This window comes from Rhizobium sp. 01N447_2 (assembly GCF_056399245.1).
On the sequence record NZ_JBFTQY010000011.1, the window covers coordinates 16,223 to 32,082 of the forward strand.

15 protein-coding genes are annotated in these 15,860 nt (G+C 60.4%); 8 read left to right on the plus strand and 7 right to left on the minus strand.

Annotation, left to right across the window (positions count from 1 at the left end; translation table 11 throughout):
* Positions 1–54 precede the first annotated feature (54 nt).
* Together AC1ECN_RS08705 and AC1ECN_RS08710 are read right to left on the minus strand one after the other, a co-directional pair.
* Complete coding sequence (locus tag AC1ECN_RS08705) at positions 55–1,617, minus strand: amino acid permease (RefSeq protein ID WP_130661967.1); 1,563 nt, start codon at positions 1,615–1,617, stop codon at positions 55–57.
* Between the two features lie 120 nt (positions 1,618–1,737).
* Complete coding sequence (locus AC1ECN_RS08710; protein ID WP_020397650.1) at positions 1,738–2,508, minus strand: N-formylglutamate amidohydrolase; 771 nt, start codon at positions 2,506–2,508, stop codon at positions 1,738–1,740.
* A gap of 179 nt (positions 2,509–2,687) precedes the next feature.
* Here AC1ECN_RS08710 and AC1ECN_RS08715 point away from each other — a divergent pair, with 179 nt between their 5' ends.
* From AC1ECN_RS08715 to AC1ECN_RS08740, 6 genes are all read left to right on the plus strand, one after another.
* Positions 2,688–3,560: a MurR/RpiR family transcriptional regulator gene (locus tag AC1ECN_RS08715; protein WP_477952739.1), complete on the plus strand. Its 873-nt coding sequence runs from the start codon at positions 2,688–2,690 to the stop codon at positions 3,558–3,560.
* A 190-nt stretch (positions 3,561–3,750) separates the two neighbouring features.
* Entirely contained in the window at positions 3,751–4,854 is a 1,104-nt protein-coding gene (locus AC1ECN_RS08720) for an ABC transporter substrate-binding protein (protein ID WP_477952741.1), read from the plus strand.
* Between the two features lie 71 nt (positions 4,855–4,925).
* Positions 4,926–5,819: an ABC transporter permease gene (locus AC1ECN_RS08725; RefSeq protein ID WP_020397649.1), complete on the plus strand. Its 894-nt coding sequence runs from the start codon at positions 4,926–4,928 to the stop codon at positions 5,817–5,819.
* Complete coding sequence (locus tag AC1ECN_RS08730; protein WP_130661969.1) at positions 5,816–6,604, plus strand: ABC transporter permease; 789 nt, start codon at positions 5,816–5,818, stop codon at positions 6,602–6,604. Before AC1ECN_RS08725 ends, AC1ECN_RS08730 begins: the two co-directional genes overlap by 4 nt.
* Positions 6,605–6,616: 12 nt before the next feature.
* Complete coding sequence (locus AC1ECN_RS08735; protein WP_028732867.1) at positions 6,617–7,678, plus strand: ABC transporter ATP-binding protein; 1,062 nt, start codon at positions 6,617–6,619, stop codon at positions 7,676–7,678.
* Between the two features lie 195 nt (positions 7,679–7,873).
* On the plus strand, positions 7,874–8,179 hold the full coding sequence (locus AC1ECN_RS08740) for an NIPSNAP family protein (protein WP_018074098.1): 306 nt from the start codon (positions 7,874–7,876) through the stop codon (positions 8,177–8,179).
* A gap of 74 nt (positions 8,180–8,253) precedes the next feature.
* Here AC1ECN_RS08740 and AC1ECN_RS08745 read toward each other — a convergent pair whose 3' ends face one another.
* From AC1ECN_RS08745 to AC1ECN_RS08765, 5 genes are all read right to left on the minus strand, one after another.
* Entirely contained in the window at positions 8,254–9,255 is a 1,002-nt protein-coding gene (locus AC1ECN_RS08745) for an ABC transporter ATP-binding protein (RefSeq protein WP_018074097.1), read from the minus strand.
* A gap of 10 nt (positions 9,256–9,265) precedes the next feature.
* Complete coding sequence (locus AC1ECN_RS08750) at positions 9,266–10,333, minus strand: Gfo/Idh/MocA family protein (protein ID WP_477952745.1); 1,068 nt, start codon at positions 10,331–10,333, stop codon at positions 9,266–9,268.
* Positions 10,330–11,169: a carbohydrate ABC transporter permease gene (locus AC1ECN_RS08755; RefSeq protein WP_018074095.1), complete on the minus strand. Its 840-nt coding sequence runs from the start codon at positions 11,167–11,169 to the stop codon at positions 10,330–10,332. The genes AC1ECN_RS08750 and AC1ECN_RS08755 overlap by 4 nt, the downstream gene beginning before the upstream one ends.
* 9 nt (positions 11,170–11,178) lie before the next feature.
* Complete coding sequence (locus tag AC1ECN_RS08760) at positions 11,179–12,126, minus strand: carbohydrate ABC transporter permease (RefSeq protein WP_018074094.1); 948 nt, start codon at positions 12,124–12,126, stop codon at positions 11,179–11,181.
* A 215-nt stretch (positions 12,127–12,341) separates the two neighbouring features.
* Positions 12,342–13,601 (minus strand): ABC transporter substrate-binding protein, encoded by a 1,260-nt coding sequence (locus tag AC1ECN_RS08765; protein ID WP_477952747.1) that lies wholly within the window; start codon positions 13,599–13,601, stop codon positions 12,342–12,344.
* 526 nt (positions 13,602–14,127) lie between these two features.
* Here AC1ECN_RS08765 and AC1ECN_RS08770 point away from each other — a divergent pair.
* Both AC1ECN_RS08770 and AC1ECN_RS08775 read left to right on the plus strand, forming a co-directional pair.
* Positions 14,128–15,012: a glucosamine kinase nucleotide-binding domain-containing protein gene (locus AC1ECN_RS08770; RefSeq protein ID WP_130661970.1), complete on the plus strand. Its 885-nt coding sequence runs from the start codon at positions 14,128–14,130 to the stop codon at positions 15,010–15,012.
* Entirely contained in the window at positions 15,009–15,773 is a 765-nt protein-coding gene (locus AC1ECN_RS08775; RefSeq protein ID WP_011652849.1) for a GntR family transcriptional regulator, read from the plus strand. The genes AC1ECN_RS08770 and AC1ECN_RS08775 overlap by 4 nt, the downstream gene beginning before the upstream one ends.
* Positions 15,774–15,860: the final 87 nt, after the last annotated feature.

A 15,860-nucleotide genomic window follows, 5' to 3' on the forward strand; every position in this document is an offset into this window, starting at 1 on the left:
CCGTGATGGGGCCGCAGGATGCGGCCCCACCATTTGAGAGGGAAGCCTCGATGCTTAGTTTTCGCCGCTTTCGCCGACGGCTGCTTCGGCGGCCGCGATGTCGGCCTGGCGCTTCGCCACTTCGGCGCCGATCGGCGGCCCCTTGAAGCGCCGGCTTTCGAAACCGAACCAGACGATCGCGGTGAGCACCAGGAAGCCGACGGTAACGTAAAGCGCAATACCGTTCGGCGGCTGGATGCCGAGAATGAAGATCAGGATCATAGCGATGATCGTGAGCACGGCAAAGAGCTTGAAGACGCCTTCGCCGAGGTTCCATGGACCCATCTTGTCCCACTTCGATGTGCCCCAGGCGAAGAGGCCGAGCGTGATCGGAATCGCGAAGGAGAAGAACAGGAAGATGACAGTGCACGAGACAACGATCGTATAAACCGGCGTCTCACCGATTTTCATGAAGTCGAGTGAGGTAAACCAAACGAAAAGTACCGACAGGATGGAGCCAGTCCAGATCGCCGCCACCGGCGTGCGGTATTTCGGGCTGACCTTCGACAGCGCCTTTGATGCCGGCAGACCGCCGTCACGCGAGAAGGCAAAGATCATGCGCGAGACCGAGGTGACGGTCGCAAGACCGCACAGCCACTGGCTGACCAGGATCGCAAGATAGAGAATGTCCTTGACGAACGGGTTCACCTGGCTGTCCATTGCCCAGAAGAACACGTTCCAGCCCTGCTTTGCCGCATCGTCCATGTTCGGCAGCATCAGAACGAAGGCGCACAGCATGATGTAGCCGAAAAGAGCCGACCACAGGACGGAGGAGACCATGCCGCGCGGAACCGATTCGGCAGCCTTGACGGTCTCTTCCGATGTGTGCGCCGAGGCGTCATAGCCGGTGATGGTGTAGATCGGCAGCAGCAGGCCGAGAAGGAAGACCCAGGCGCCCGAGGTGGAAGGCCAGACGTTGCCGCCGACTTCGCCGGAATAGTTGGCAAAAGTGAAAAGACGGCCGATCTCGTAGGAGGGCGCTGCGATGAGGCAGACGGCCGACAGCGCGATAGCGGTCGCGAAGATGAGATAACCCGAGAAATCGGTCAGCTTCGCGGTCAGTCCGATGCCCATGTGGTTCACGAGCGCCTGCGCGCCGGTGATGACCACGAGGAAGATGATGCGCACCGCTATCGTGTCAGTCAGTCCGAAATAGCTGGTGCCGAACGACCCCATGAAGAAATAATAGGTGCCGACATTGATGGCGCCCAGCACTGTGACGAGACCGAGCAGGTTGAACCAGGCGGTCACCCAGCCGGTGAAACGGTTTCCGAGGATCGAGCTCCAGTGATAGAGGCCGCCGGCCGTCGGATAGGCCGAGCTGATCTGCGCCATGCCGATGGCGAAGACGAGCGAGATGAAGCAGCCGACCGGCCAGCCGATGCCGATGGCGGCGCCGCCGGCACCCGAGGTCGCCTGCGCCAGCGAATTGATGCCGCCGGAGAGGATGCAGATAATGGAAAATGAGACGGCGAAGTTCGAGAACGAACTCATGCGTCGTTCGAGTTCCTGGGCATAACCCATGGAATGCAGGATGTGCACATCCTGCTTCTTGTCCAGTTCGGTATAATCCGACATGACTTCCCCCTGTTCACGATCGGCCGCGGGATTGCGGGCCGATTCAGTGCCAATTGCCCGCGACATTTGCGCCGTGCGGACGTCCGCAGTTAAACTGCTCCCTCGGGTCTTCTTTTTATGTCAGGCGTCCAGGCTTTGCTGGAGCAGCCCTTTCAGATAGTCGGCCATGACCCCTTGGCCGGTATCGTCTGCGATGAGGTCGTTGCGGACCTCGATCATCACATTGCGCAAGCCGTTCGAAAGCCCATGCAGGATCAGCGTGTGGGTCACGCCGTCCTCGGGCCCGTAAGGCTTGTTGCGTTCCGTCCTGTAAAGCGGCGCCTCGGCCGCAGCCTCCAGCATAAGGTCGGCAAGCCGGCTGTCCTCATCATGCAATATGCCGAGTTCGACGGCGCGTTCGCGGCCATGATAGACCGGCGTGAAGCTGTGCATCGTCACGATGATGCTGTCTTGCCCCCTTGCCCGACGATCGCGGATCAGCCCGCGAATGGCGTCGTGGAAAGGCACATAGAGCGCGTCAGTGCGCGCAAGCCGTTCTTCGGCGCTCAAATCCTTATTGCCGGGAATGTCGTAGATTTCGCTGGTCTCCGGCATGGCCCCGGGTGAACTGGGCGGCCGGTTGCAGTCGTAGATAAGCCGGGAGAACCGCTGGTAAACGAGCGTCGCGTCGAGCGCTTCCGATATGTTGCGGGCGACCGCAAGCGCGCCCGGGTCCCAGGCAATGTGACTGGAGAGCGCTTCGCTGGGCAGGCCGAGATCGCCGAAAACGGCCGGAAGCGCATTCGAAGCGTGCTCGCAGACMAGAAGCACCGGGCTCCGGCCGTGGATACGTTCGATCCCGACGCAGTCACCGTCCGCTTCACTGAGGATTTTCGGCCGGGCCAGCACCAAACGCGCCACTCCTTATCCCTTAACAAATTCCTTATGAAGAAAAGAATTCTTCAGGTTTCAGCCGGTGTCAAGCATCCACTGAAAATTTCTTTTCATGACAGTAGTTGACATGGATTATGACAGCGTTGTTAACTTTGAGTGGGAAAGTGGCGCCAGACCATCCCGGGGAGTATAGTTACGTGACAGTTGCGTCGAAGACGGTTTCGGACGTCATACACTCGCATTTGGGGGTGTTGACGCGCGCCGAGAAGCAGTTAGCCGAAAGCCTGCTCGACAATTATCCGGTTTCCGGCCTCGGCAGCATCACCACCATTGCCGAGAATGCCGGAGTCTCGACGCCGACCGTCGTGCGCATGGTGCAGAAGCTTGGCTTTAAGGGCTATCCGGACTTTCAGGCGCATCTGCACCTGGAGGTCGAGGCGACGATTTCTAACCCGATCGCCAAACACGACCGCTGGGCGCAGAATGCCCCGGGCACGCATATTCTCAACCGTTTCGCCGATGCCATCATGGGCAATCTGCGCCAGACGCTGACCGATCTCGACACCGCGACTTTCGACAGCGTTGCCGCGCTGCTTTCCGACCGCAAGCGCGGCCTCTATTTTGTCGGCGGCCGCATCACCGGCGCGCTTGCCGAGTATTTCTTCACCCACATGCAAGTGATCCGGCCGGCAACGACGCTGCTGTCGTCGAATTCCAGCAGTTGGCCGCAATATGTCCTCAATATGAATGCCGGTGACATCCTGATCATCTTCGACATCCGCCGCTACGAGCAGGAGATGGTGAGCCTTGCCACCGCCGCCCGCAAACGCGGCGCCGAAATCGTCGTCTTCACCGACCAATGGGGATCGCCCGCGGCCAAGCTCGCCAGGCATACCTTTCGCGTCCGGATCGAGGCGCCGTCGGCCTGGGATTCCTCCGTCGTTACCCTTTTCATCGTCGAARCGCTGATCGAGGCCGTTCAGAATTCGACCTGGGACGAGACGAAGGAACGCATGAAGACACTGGAAGGCCTGTTCGAGCAGACCAGGCTTTTCCGCAAACCGGGTTAGGAGGACAAGACTAAAACAGAAGAAAAACAATGACGGATTTTGGTGAAGGCAGACGGCGTTGTCGCAAATAAAACATTTGCTACAACCTCCGCTACCAACAGCAGAATTAACGTCATCCTACTGTCACACAAGCTTCATGTAATCTCATTAACAGCATCGCCAGACACTGAAAACCCGAAGGAGAACAACAGTGATCTCTAACATTTCTCGACTTCTGTCGCTCTCTACTGCGATGATCGTGGCTTCGACCGCGATTGCCGCCGCCGAGCCGAGCGCTGAACTTATCGCCGCCGCCAAGAAGGAAGGCACCCTGACGACAATCGCTCTTCCGCACGACTGGTGCGGCTACGGCGAAGTCATCGCCGGCTTCAAGGCCAAGTATGGCCTCGAGGTCAACGAGCTCAACCCGGATGCGGGTTCGGGCGACGAAGTCGAAGCCATCAAGGCCAACAAGGGCAACACCGGCCCGCAGGCTCCTGACGTCATCGATGTCGGCCTCTCTTTCGGCCCGTCTGCAAAGAAAGACGGCCTGATCCAGCCTTACAAGGTCTCCACCTGGGACTCCATCCCGGATACCGCCAAGGATGCCGACGGCTACTGGTACGGCGACTATTACGGCGTTCTCTCGTTCCTCGTGAACAAGGATCTCGTCAAGGAATCGCCGGCCGACTGGGCCGACCTGAAGAAGAGCGACTACGCAAACACCGTCGCCCTCGCAGGCGATCCGCGTACCGCCAACCAGGCTGTCCAGGGCGTCTATGCAGCCGGTCTTTCCGCATCCGGCGGTGACGCTGCCAAGGCCGGCGAAGAAGGTCTGAAATTCTTCGCCGAATTGAACAAGAACGGCAATTTCGTGCCGGTCGTCGGCAAGGCGGCTCCGTTCGCCCAGGGCTCGACGCCGATCATCGTCGCTTGGGATTACAACGCCCTCTCCTGGGGCGAAAGCCTGAAAGGCAATCCTCCGTTCGAGGTCGTTGTTCCGAAAACCGGCGTCGTTGCCGGCGTCTACGTCCAGGCTATCTCCGCCTTCGCTCCGCACCCGAACGCTGCGAAGCTCTGGATGGAATACCTCTATTCCGACGAAGGTCAGCTCGGCTGGCTGAAGGGCTATTGTCACCCGATCCGCTTCAWCGATCTTGCCAAGAACAACAAGATCCCGAAGGAACTGCTCGACAAGCTGCCGCCGRCTGCAGCCTATGAAAAGGCTGTTTTCCCGACACTCGAAGAGCAGTCCGCTGGCAAGGAAGCCATCACCAAGAACTGGGATTCCGTTGTCGGCGCCGCCGTCAAGTAACCTCTGATCCTGCCTCCCCGCCGCAAGGCGGGGAGGTTTTCTCACTCCGACGCCCCAGGATGAGCTTTTCCATGAGCACCGTTTCAACGCCTATGGTGCGCAGTGCCCCCTTGATCAACAGAGATCGCGTGATCGACTGGCTGGGCATTGCACCCTTCATCATTTTCTCCCTGCTGTTCCTGATCATCCCCACGCTTTATCTTGTGGCGGGCGCATTCCTGACGCCCGAGGGCGATTTGACGCTGAAGAATATCGGTGATCTCTTTACCCCATCCATCATGAGCGCCTACTCGATCAGTATCCGTGTGTCGGTGGCGTCAGCTCTGGGCGGTGCGCTGATCGGCTTCTTCCTCGCCTGGGCCGTCGTGCTCGGCGGCCTGCCCGCCTCCATCCGTTCGACGCTGCTGACCTTCTCGGGCGTCGCCTCGAATTTCGCCGGCGTGCCGCTTGCCTTCGCCTTTCTCGCAACGCTCGGCCGCACCGGGCTTGTGACGATTTTCCTGCGCGAATGGTTCGGCTTCAATCTCTATGGCACCGGCTTTAATCTGTTGTCCTTCTTCGGCCTCACCATCACCTACATGTATTTCCAGATCCCGCTGATGGTGCTGATCCTGACGCCGGCCCTCGACGGCATGAAGAAGGAATGGCGCGAAGCCTCGCAGATCCTCGGCGCCACCAACCGCCAATACTGGACGATGGTCGCGCTGCCGATCCTTTGGCCGAGCCTGCTCGGCACGACGCTGTTGCTCTTCGCCAACGCTTTCGGCGCCATCGCCACCGCTTTCGCGCTGACCGGCAGCTCGCTGAACATCGTGCCGATCCTGCTCTATGCGCAGATCCGCGGCGACGTTCTGCACAATGCCAATCTCGGTTACGCCATTGCGCTCGGCATGATCGTCATCACTGGCGTCTCCAACGTTCTTTACCTCATGCTGCGCATGCGCGCAGAACGGTGGCAGAAATGAAAGCTCAACGTCTCGGAGCCTGGATCGCCGTCATTCTGGGTGCATCCTATTTCGTCATTCCGCTGATCGGCACAATCGAATTTTCGTTGCGCATGCGTCGCGGCGAATACAGCCTCGATGCTTATAAGTCGGTCTTCTCCGACATTCAGTTCCGCGAGACCTTCGGCTATTCCATGGCGATGGCGTTGCTCACCATCGTCTTCGGCATGCTGCTCGTCGTGCCGACGGCCTATTGGGTGCGCCTGCGCCTGCCGCAGATGCGTCCGGTCGTCGAATTCATCACGCTGCTGCCGCTCGTCATTCCAGCGATCGTCATCGTCTTCGGTTACCTCAGGATGTATAATTCATCCTCTTACCTACCGCTGACGGGTTCGACGACCGGCACCAACATCCTGCTGGTCTTCTCCTATATCACCCTGTCCCTGCCCTATATGTACCGCGCCGTCGATACCGCCATGCGCGCCATCGACGTCCGCACGCTGACGGAAGCGGCCGAAAGCCTCGGAGCCCGATGGACGACCATCATGTTCAAGTGCATTTTCCCGAATGTCATGAGCGGCGTGCTCTCAGGCGCTTTCATCACGCTCGCGATCGTCATGGGCGAATTCACCTTTGCCGCACTTTTGAACCGTCCGGCCTTCGGTCCCTACCTGCAGCTCGTCGGCGCCAACAAGGCCTATGAGCCTTCGGCGCTTGCCGTCATCGCCTTCTCGATCACCTGGCTCAGCATGGGCCTGCTCAATCTCGTTTCCCGCTTCGGCAAAGCCGCCCCGGCAAAGGCTTAAGGTATCTGGCTCATGTCTTTTCTCACGCTGAACAACATTCAGAAATCCTTCGGCCCGGTTCAGGTCGTCAAGAACTTCAATATGACGATCGAGAAGGGTGAGTTCATCTCCTTCCTTGGGCCGTCAGGCTGCGGCAAGACGACCGTTCTGCGCATGATCGCCGGTTTTGAAACGCCGACCGGCGGCACGCTGACCATCAACGGCAAGGATCAAAGCTCGCTGAAGCCGAACCAGCGCAATATCGGCATGGTGTTCCAGGCCTACGCGCTGTTTCCCAACATGACGGTGCACGACAACGTCGCCTTCGGCCTCAAGGTGGCAGGCGCGCCCAAGCCTGAGATCGACGCTCGCGTCAAGGAAATGCTCGGCCTGATCAAGCTCGATCACCTGGCCGACCGCTTCCCCTATCAACTGTCGGGCGGCCAGCAGCAGCGTGTCGCCCTTGCCCGCGCGCTCGCCGTCAAGCCGCAAGTGCTGCTGCTCGACGAGCCGCTCTCCGCACTCGACGCCAAGATCCGCGTGTCGTTGCGCGAGGAAATCCGCCAGATCCAGCAGCAACTCGGCATCACCACGGTCTTCGTCACCCATGATCAGGAAGAGGCCCTGTCGATCTCCGACCGCATCGTCGTCATGAATGCCGGCAAGGCCGACCAGATCGGTTCGCCCTTCGAGATCTACAATACACCGGCGACGCGCTTCGTCGCCTCCTTCGTCGGCACGCTGAACCTCATCGAGGCCAAGGTCGTCGATCCCGATACCAACCGCATCCAGATCGGCGATCAGGGCATAACGCTGAAGCAGTCGGTCGCCGCCCACAAGGCCGGCGAAACCATTTCGCTGGCGCTGCGTCCGGAAGCCGGCTCGCTCTCCGACAGTGTCAAGAGCGACACGGCACTGACCGGTCAGGTCGTTTCGGCCCACTTCCTGGGGTCGGTCATCCGCACCCGCATGAATGTCGGAGGCAACGTCATCTCCTTCGACATGTTCAACAGCCCGGGCACCACCCCGCCGCAGGCCGGCGAAACGGTAACCCTGCGCTTCATGGCAGCCGACCTGCTCATCATCCGCGACTGATTTCGCCAATACTGTTGAGACATAAGGCGCCGCGAAACGGTGCCTTTTTCATTTCAGCTCGTCCGAGCCGTCAGCAATCGTGATGCAGTCATCACCAAAAAGCACTTGAACTCCCCCAGCTCGATGCCAGAAGTTGAGCAAACCAAATCAGCCGGGCAGCCTTCCGCCCAACATCTTACCTGATGGGATATTTCAATGATTACCTGCCACCTGCGTTATGTGATCGATCCGTACAAGCTTGCCGAATTTGAGGAATATGCCCGGCTCTGGATTCCGATCGTCAACAGGATGGGTGGCACCCATCACGGTTATTTCCTGCCGTCCGAAGGCGCCAACAATATTGCCGTTGCCTTGTTTTCCTTCCCGAGCCTTGCCGCCTACGAGGACTATCGCACACGCATGGCAAACGATCCGGAATGTCAGGCCGCTTTCGAACTCGACAAACGCAACCGCAGCATCGTCAGCTATGAACGCAGCTTCATGCGGCCCGTGCTCGGCTGATCGAACCGCGAGCGGCGGGAAACGAAAAAGCCCCGCCAGGCTGGCTGGCGGGGCTTTTTCGTTCTGTCATGCGCTTAGCGGATCGCTTGGTCGTCTACATCGAAGCGGTGGACATGCGCCTGATCTGGAGTCGCATAGACGATCTCGTCCGGCTCATACTGGTGCTCGCCGAAAAGACGCGCGGTCAGCAGGCCGCACTGGTCGGATTCCAGATAGATGATCGTGTCGGCGCCGAGATGCTCGACATGCACGACCTTCGCAGCCCAAGTCCCCTGCTCGCGCGACAGCGTCATATGTTCGGGACGCACGCCGATGGTCTTGGCGCTATGATCGCCGACCTTCTCGGCCGCGATGAAATTCATCTGCGGCGAGCCGATGAAGCCGGCAACGAAAACATTGGCCGGTCGTTTGTAGAGTTCCATCGGCGAACCGATCTGCTCGATCGCGCCGGCATTCAGCACCACGATCTTGTCGGCAAGCGTCATCGCCTCGACCTGGTCGTGGGTGACATAGATCATCGTCGCCTTCAGGCTGCGGTGCAGCCGGGCGATTTCGAGGCGGGTCTGGACGCGCAGCGCCGCATCGAGGTTCGACAGCGGTTCGTCGAACAGGAAGAGTTCCGGTTCGCGCACAATGGCACGGCCGATGGCGACACGCTGGCGCTGGCCGCCGGAGAGCTCGGCCGGCCGCCGCGCCAGATAGGGTTCCAGCGAAAGCATGCCGGATGCCTTGCTGACACGCTTGTCGATCTCGTCCTTGGCGGTGCCGGCCTGCTTGAGACCAAGCCCCATATTGTCCTTGACCGTCAGATGCGGATAGAGCGCGTAAGACTGGAAAACCATGGCGATGCCGCGCTTGGCCGGCGGCGTCAGCGTCTCATCGCGGCCATTGATGACGACGGCGCCTGACGTGACGTCTTCGAGGCCTGCAATGCTACGCAGCAGCGTCGATTTCCCGCAGCCTGACGGTCCGACGAAGATGACGAATTCGCCGTCCTTGACCTCGAGGTCGATGCCTTTCAGCACCTCATGTGTGCCATAGGTCTTGCGGATGGATTTGAGTTGAAGCGATCCCACTGTCTTTCCCTTACAATCTGACCGGCTGGCCGGTACGCACGCTCTCGTCGGCGGCAAGGCAGATGCGCAGCGACGCCACCGCATCCGCCATATGGCGGTCGAGGTCCAGATCCTCGCGGATCGCCCTCAGCATGAAGGCYTGCTCCAGGTCGCAGAGCTCCTGATGGCCGGTCTCGCCTTCCATCGTCATGTCCTGGTCGGGCCGGATGAACTTGCCGTCCGGGCCGGTCTCGGCCGTGTGCAGACGGATCACCGAGGTCTTGGTGTGCGTGTCGATATCGTCGGATTTGGCGTTCGGATCCATGACGATCGACACCGCGCCTTTTGGCGACATCACATCTTTCACGAAGAAGGCTGTTTCCGAGATCATCGGGCCCCAGCCGGCCTCGTACCAGCCGACGGAACCATCCTCGAACAGCACCTGCAGGTGACCGTAATTGTACATGTCGGCAGCGATCTCGTCGGACATGCGCAGCCCCATGCCGCGCACCTCGACAGCCCTCGCGTCGGTGATCTGGCACATGACGTCGACATAATGCACACCGCAATCGACGATCGGCGAGGTCGTGCGCATCAGCGACTTGTGCGTCGCCCAGGTCGGGCCGCTGGACTGCTGATTGAGATTCATGCGGAAGACGTAAGGCGGGCCGAGCTTGCGCGCCTCTTCGATCAGCTTCATCCAGGAAGGATGATGGCGAAGGATATAACCGATCACCAGCTTGCGCCCGGCCTTCCCCGCTGCGGCGACGACGCGCTCGGCGTCGGCGACCGTGGTCGCCAGCGGCTTTTCAACGAAGACATCACAGCCCGCCTCGAAGGCGGCGACCGCATAATCGGCATGGCTGTCGGAATAGGTGTTGATCGAGCAGAGGTCCGGTTTCAGCTCGGCGAGCGCCGTCGTGAAGTCGGGATGGATCGTATATTGCTCAAGTTCCGGCGCAAGCTGCGACGGCTTGGAACGGTTGACAAGACCGACGATCTCGAAGCCCGGATTGTTGTGATAGGCGAGCGCGTGGCTGCGGCCCATATTGCCGAGGCCGGCAACGAGGACGCGGATCGGCTTTTCGGATTGGCTCACTTGACGGCTCCTGACGTGATGCCGCGGATCAGCTGCCGCGAGAAGATGACGTAGAGGACGAGGATCGGCAGGATCGCCAGCGACAGCGCCGCCAGCACCGCGTTCCAGTTGGTGACGAACTGGCCGATGAAGATCTGCGAGCCGAGCGTCACCGTCTTGGTGGCCTCGGAGGGTGCGAGGATCAGCGGGAACCAGAGATCGTTCCAGATCGGGATCATCGTGAAGACCGCGACCGTCGCCATCGCCGGGCGCACCAGCGGCAGCACCAGGCGGAAGAAGATTGCATATTCGGAAAGCCCGTCGATGCGCCCGGCATTCTTCAGATCGTCCGAAACCGTGCGCATGAATTCCGACAGGATGAAGATCGCCAGCGGTATGCCCTGCGCGGTATAGACAAGAACCAGCGCCGTCAGCGTATTGACGAGGCCGGCCGCCACCATGCCCTGCAGGATCGCCACCGTGCCGAGACGGATCGGGATCATGATCCCGATCGCCATGTAGAGACCAAGCAGCATATTGCCGCGGAAGCGGTACTCCGAGAGCGCGAAGGCCGCCATGGCGCCGAAGAGCAGCACCAGCAGGATCGAGACGATCGTGACGATGAAGCTGTTCTGGAAATAGGTGGCGAAATCGCCCTGCCCGAGCACCGTCTGATAGCCGACCAGACTGAAGGTCGATGGCGTCGGGATCATCAGCGGCTCGCGGAAGATCGAGGCACGATCCTTGAACGAGTTGACGATGGTCAGAAACACCGGAAACAGCGCGACCAGCGTATAGGCGCTCAGCGCCAGATGCACGAGGCCGGTGCGGATGGGAGATGTGCGTGCCTTGGACATGCGCGCTCCTCAGAATTGGTAGCGACGCATGCGCCGCTGGATGACGAACAGATAAAGCGAGACGCCGGCGAGGATGATGAGGAACATCACCGTGGCAATCGTCGCGCCCATCGAGCGGTCGCCGAGCTGAAGCTGGAAACCGAAGAAGGTGCGGTAGAGCAGCGTGCCGAGAATGTCGGTCGACATGTCAGGTCCGGCAAGCGCCCCCTGCACGGTATAGATCAGGTCGAAGGCATTGAAATTGCCGACGAAGGTCAGGATCGAGATGATGCCGATCGCCGGCAGGATCAGCGGCAGCTTGATTTTCCAGAATTGGGCCCAGCCGGTGATGCCATCGCATTCGGCCGCCTCGATCACCTCTTCGGGGATGCTGAGCAGTGCGGCATAGATCAGCATCATCGGAATGCCGATATATTGCCAGTTCGAGATCAGCGACACCGCAATCAGCGCCGAACCGGACTTGCCGAGCCAGGGTGCGAACAGGAATTTCAAACCGATGAGATCGAGCATCCAGGGCGCCACGCCCCAGATCGGCGAAAGGATGAGCTTCCAGATGAAGCCGACGATGACGAAGGACAAGAGCGTCGGCAGGAACATCGCCGTGCGATAGAAGGCGACGCCGCGCAGCTTCGGCACCGAAAGCAGGGCGGCAAGCGCCACCCCGATCGGGTTCTGCACGCACATGTGGATGGCAAAGAAGATCAGGTTATTGACAAGGGCATTCCAGAAATCGCGCGCCCAGCGCGCATCGCCGAACAGCACCTTGAAATTCGCCAGTCCGACGAAGGCCGGCTGCCCGTCGACCGTATTGTAGAGCGACAGCCGAAGAGTTTCGATGAGCGGCAGCACCATGACCGCCGAATAGACGATCAGGGCCGGCAGCATGAAGACGAAAATGTGCCAGCGCACCGCGCGCTTGATCGGGACAATATCAGCCGCGTTGTCGGTTTCGCTCATGGCTTTTGCCTGTTCTTGTCGACTGGCTGCAAGGGCAGCACAGGTGGAAAACGTTGCGCCTCACCCTAACTCTCTGCCACCTGGGAGGAGAGGGAACACGCCCTGTTGAGATGCTATCGGGCTGGGAGGTCGCTGCGAGTCTCCTTCTCCCCGCGAGCGGGGAGAAGGTGGCCGGCAGGCCGGATGAGGGGCTGCAAACGCCGCCCCGGATCACATCACTTGGCCGGCTTGTACCAGCTGTCGAGGCCCTTCTGGAGCTTTTCGGCAGCAACCGCAGGCGTATCCGTGCCGTTGATCACATTGGCCGATTCGACCCAGGTCTCGTTTTCGAGGTTCGGCGTGCCGCGCGACAGGATCTGGTAGGTCGAGCGCACCGTCGACTTGTACGGGCCGCGCCAGGAAACGAATTCCTGAGCGAGCGGATCGGACATCTTGACCGGGTTGGAGTTCAGGCTGAAGAAGCCCGGCAGCGCGTTGGCGTAGATATCGGCGAACTCAGGCGAAGCGACCCAGCTGAGGAACTTCTTGGCTTCCTCGGCATGCGTGCTCTTGGTGTTCAGAGCGACGCCGATATCCGGATGGTCGGAGATGTAGCCCGTGTCGCCGGCCTTCGGAACCGGCGGCGGGAAGGCGCCCATCTTGAACTGTGCCTGGCTGTTGAACAGCGAGATTTCCCACGAGCCGGCCGGATAGATCGCGGCACGACCGAGCGTGAACAGGTTCTGGCTGTCCGAATAGGTCTGGGCTTCGAAGCCGTCGCCGAGATAGGGCTTCCACTTGGCAAGCTCTTCATAGGGCTTGACCCAGTCGGCATCCGTCAGCTTTTCCTTGCCGGCGATCAGGGCGGCGCGGCCGTCCTCACCCTTCCAGTAGTTCGGGCCGATATTCTGGTAGCCCATGGTAGCGGCTTCCCAGAGGTCCTTCGTGCCCATGGCGAGCGGAATGTAGGTGCCGTCGGCCTTGATCTTGTCGAGCGCTGCGTAGAACTCGTCCTGGGTCTTCGGCACAGAGATGCCGAGCTTGTCGAAGGCATCCTTGTTGTAGATGAAGCCGTGGATGACAGAAGCCATCGGCACGCAGAAGGTCGACTTGCCGTCGTCGGTGCTCCAGGCGGCCTTGGCGACCGGCGAGAAGTTCTCCATGCCAGGCAGGCTGGTGATGTCAGTGAGCTGCTTCTTGTTGAAGAGTTCGAGCGAGGCATCGAACGGACGGCAGGTGATGATATCGCCTGCGGAGCCTGCATCGAGCTTGGCATTCAGCGAGGCGTTGTATTCGGTCGGCGCGGTCGGCGAGAAAACGATCTTGATGCCCGGGTTCTTGGCTTCGAAAGCCGGGATGATCTTTTCCTGCCAGATCTGCAGGTCGTCGTTACGCCAGCTTTCGACCGTCAGCGTGACGTCGGCGGCGTGGACGAGACMGGCTGAACTCAGCAGACTGGAGGCAAGCAGCAGGCTTTTCAGAGCAGTGTTTTTCATTTCCCTCTCCTGTTTTAAGCGCCGCGAGGCGCTGTTTTCGATCTGAAACAAGCAATTGGTGTGTCTGAGGCAACACCCAACGCCCCTTGGAGGACCGCCAGCAATGCCGGTCCCGAAAGCTCGACGGACACGAAGGCGGATCGCCTGCGGCCGAACTGCGCGCCTTCCCGGCGGCTGCACCGGGAGCGGCGAAATGATGGGGAAAGCCGATGGATGCCCGAATTCGCCCCCAGCTTGATGGGCCGGGGGTCGTTCTCTCGATCATCCTCGAAGCGGTTCCGGCTTGACTTAACTGCCGGTTTTCGTGGGCTTCGAAGTGCTGTTCCCTTTTGCCGAATTAATGCCAAAAAAATACCAATTGTCCAGCCGAAATTAACTTTTCGGCCTGATAAAACTCATTAAAAAATTTAATCAAGCAAAATCAATATGATAAAAAGATTGATTTTCCACGTCATTCCCACTTGGTAAATGGTATTTTTTTGGTATTGTATTAAAAAACATAGGGAACGGCATATTCGGAGGCCCGATGACGGAGCTTGCAATCGGCATAGACGGCGGCGGAACGAGCTGCCGGGCCGCAGTCGCGGACAGGAACGGCAATGTCATCGGCCGCGGCAAAGCCGGCCCTGCCAACATCCTGTCGGATCTGGAAAACTCCCTTCTCAATATCGTCGAATCCGCCCGGCAGGCGCTAGGCGATGCCGGGCTTGCCGCTGAAACCATTTCCTCCGTCGCAGCCGTCGTCGGCGTCGCCGGCGCCAATGTCGGCGATTATGGTAGACGAATCGAAAAGGCCCTGCCCTTCACCGAAGGCCGCGTCGTCACCGATGCGCTGATCGCCCTGCAGGGCGCGCTCGGCGATGCCGACGGCATCGTCGGCGCCTTCGGCACCGGCTCGGTTTATAATGCCCGTAGGGATGGCCGGCTGAACGGCATCGGCGGCTGGGGTTTCGTTGTCGGCGACCAGGCAAGCGGCGCCCGCCTCGGTCGCGACCTGCTGGAACGATCGCTGCTCGCCCATGACGGGGTGCGCCCGGCATCGCCGATCACCGACGCGGTCATGACCGAATACGGCAACGATCCCGAGCGCATCGTCGAATTCGCCCATTCGGCAAGACCGAAGGACTTTGCCGTCTACGCACCGATCGTCTTTCAGCATGCGGCCAAGGGCGATGCCATCGCGGTCGGCATCGTCACGGATGCGGCAACGGCGATCGGCGAAAGCCTCGACGCGCTGCTCTGGCCCGAATGCCCCTCGATCTGCCTGCTCGGCGGTCTTGCCGAAGCCTATGAACCCTGGCTTTCCGAACGCTACAGGCCGCTGCTCGCCAGACCGAAGAACGATGCCTTGCACGGCGCAGTGGAACTTGCGGTGAAGCTCTTGAACAACAAGCAGAGAGGTGCGGCATGAGCGACGACCTCGCTACCATCCTGTCCCTGGAGCGCTTGCAGGCTGCCGGCACCGGCCCGCTCTACGTCAAGCTGCGTCGCATGCTCGAAGAGGCCGTGCGCACCGGCACGCTCGGCCACGGCGATGCGCTGCCGCCGGAGCGCGACATCGCCGAATTCGCCGCCGTTAGCCGCGTCACCGTGCGCAAGGCGATCGACGAACTTGTCGCCGACGGCCTGCTGGTGCGCCGCCACGGCTCGGGCACCTTCGTCGCCAAGCCGGTCTCCAAGGTCGAGCAACGCCTGTCGCAGCTCACCTCCTTTACTGAGGATATGGCGCGCCGCGGCATGTCCTCCCGCTCCGAATGGCTGCACAAGGGCATCCATACCCCCTCGCCCGATGAGATGATGATCCTTGGCCTCGGTACCGACGTCAAGGTTTCGCGCCTCTCCCGCCTGCGCATCGCCGACGACCAGCCGYTGGCAATCGAGAACGCCAGCGTCTCCGGCGAATTCCTGCCCGATCCCTCAGCCGTCACCAATTCGCTCTATGCCGAGCTCGAACGCCTCCAGGTTCGCCCCGTGCGCGCCGTGCAGCGCATCTCGGCGACCAACATGAAGGAAGCCGACGCCCAGCTTCTCGGCGTCTCCGTCGGTGCGGCCGGCCTGTCGATCGAGCGTATCTCCTATCTCGGCTCCGGCCGCGCCGTCGAATTCACCCGCTCGCTCTATCGCGGCGACGCCTATGATTTCGTCGCGGAGCTGACGATCGCGGTGACTTGAAACGCAAAGCCGACATCATCGGCTCCAAAGAATAATCTTCTTGATTTTCAAAAGCACGAAGCCGGAAAGTGAATCACTTTCCGGCTT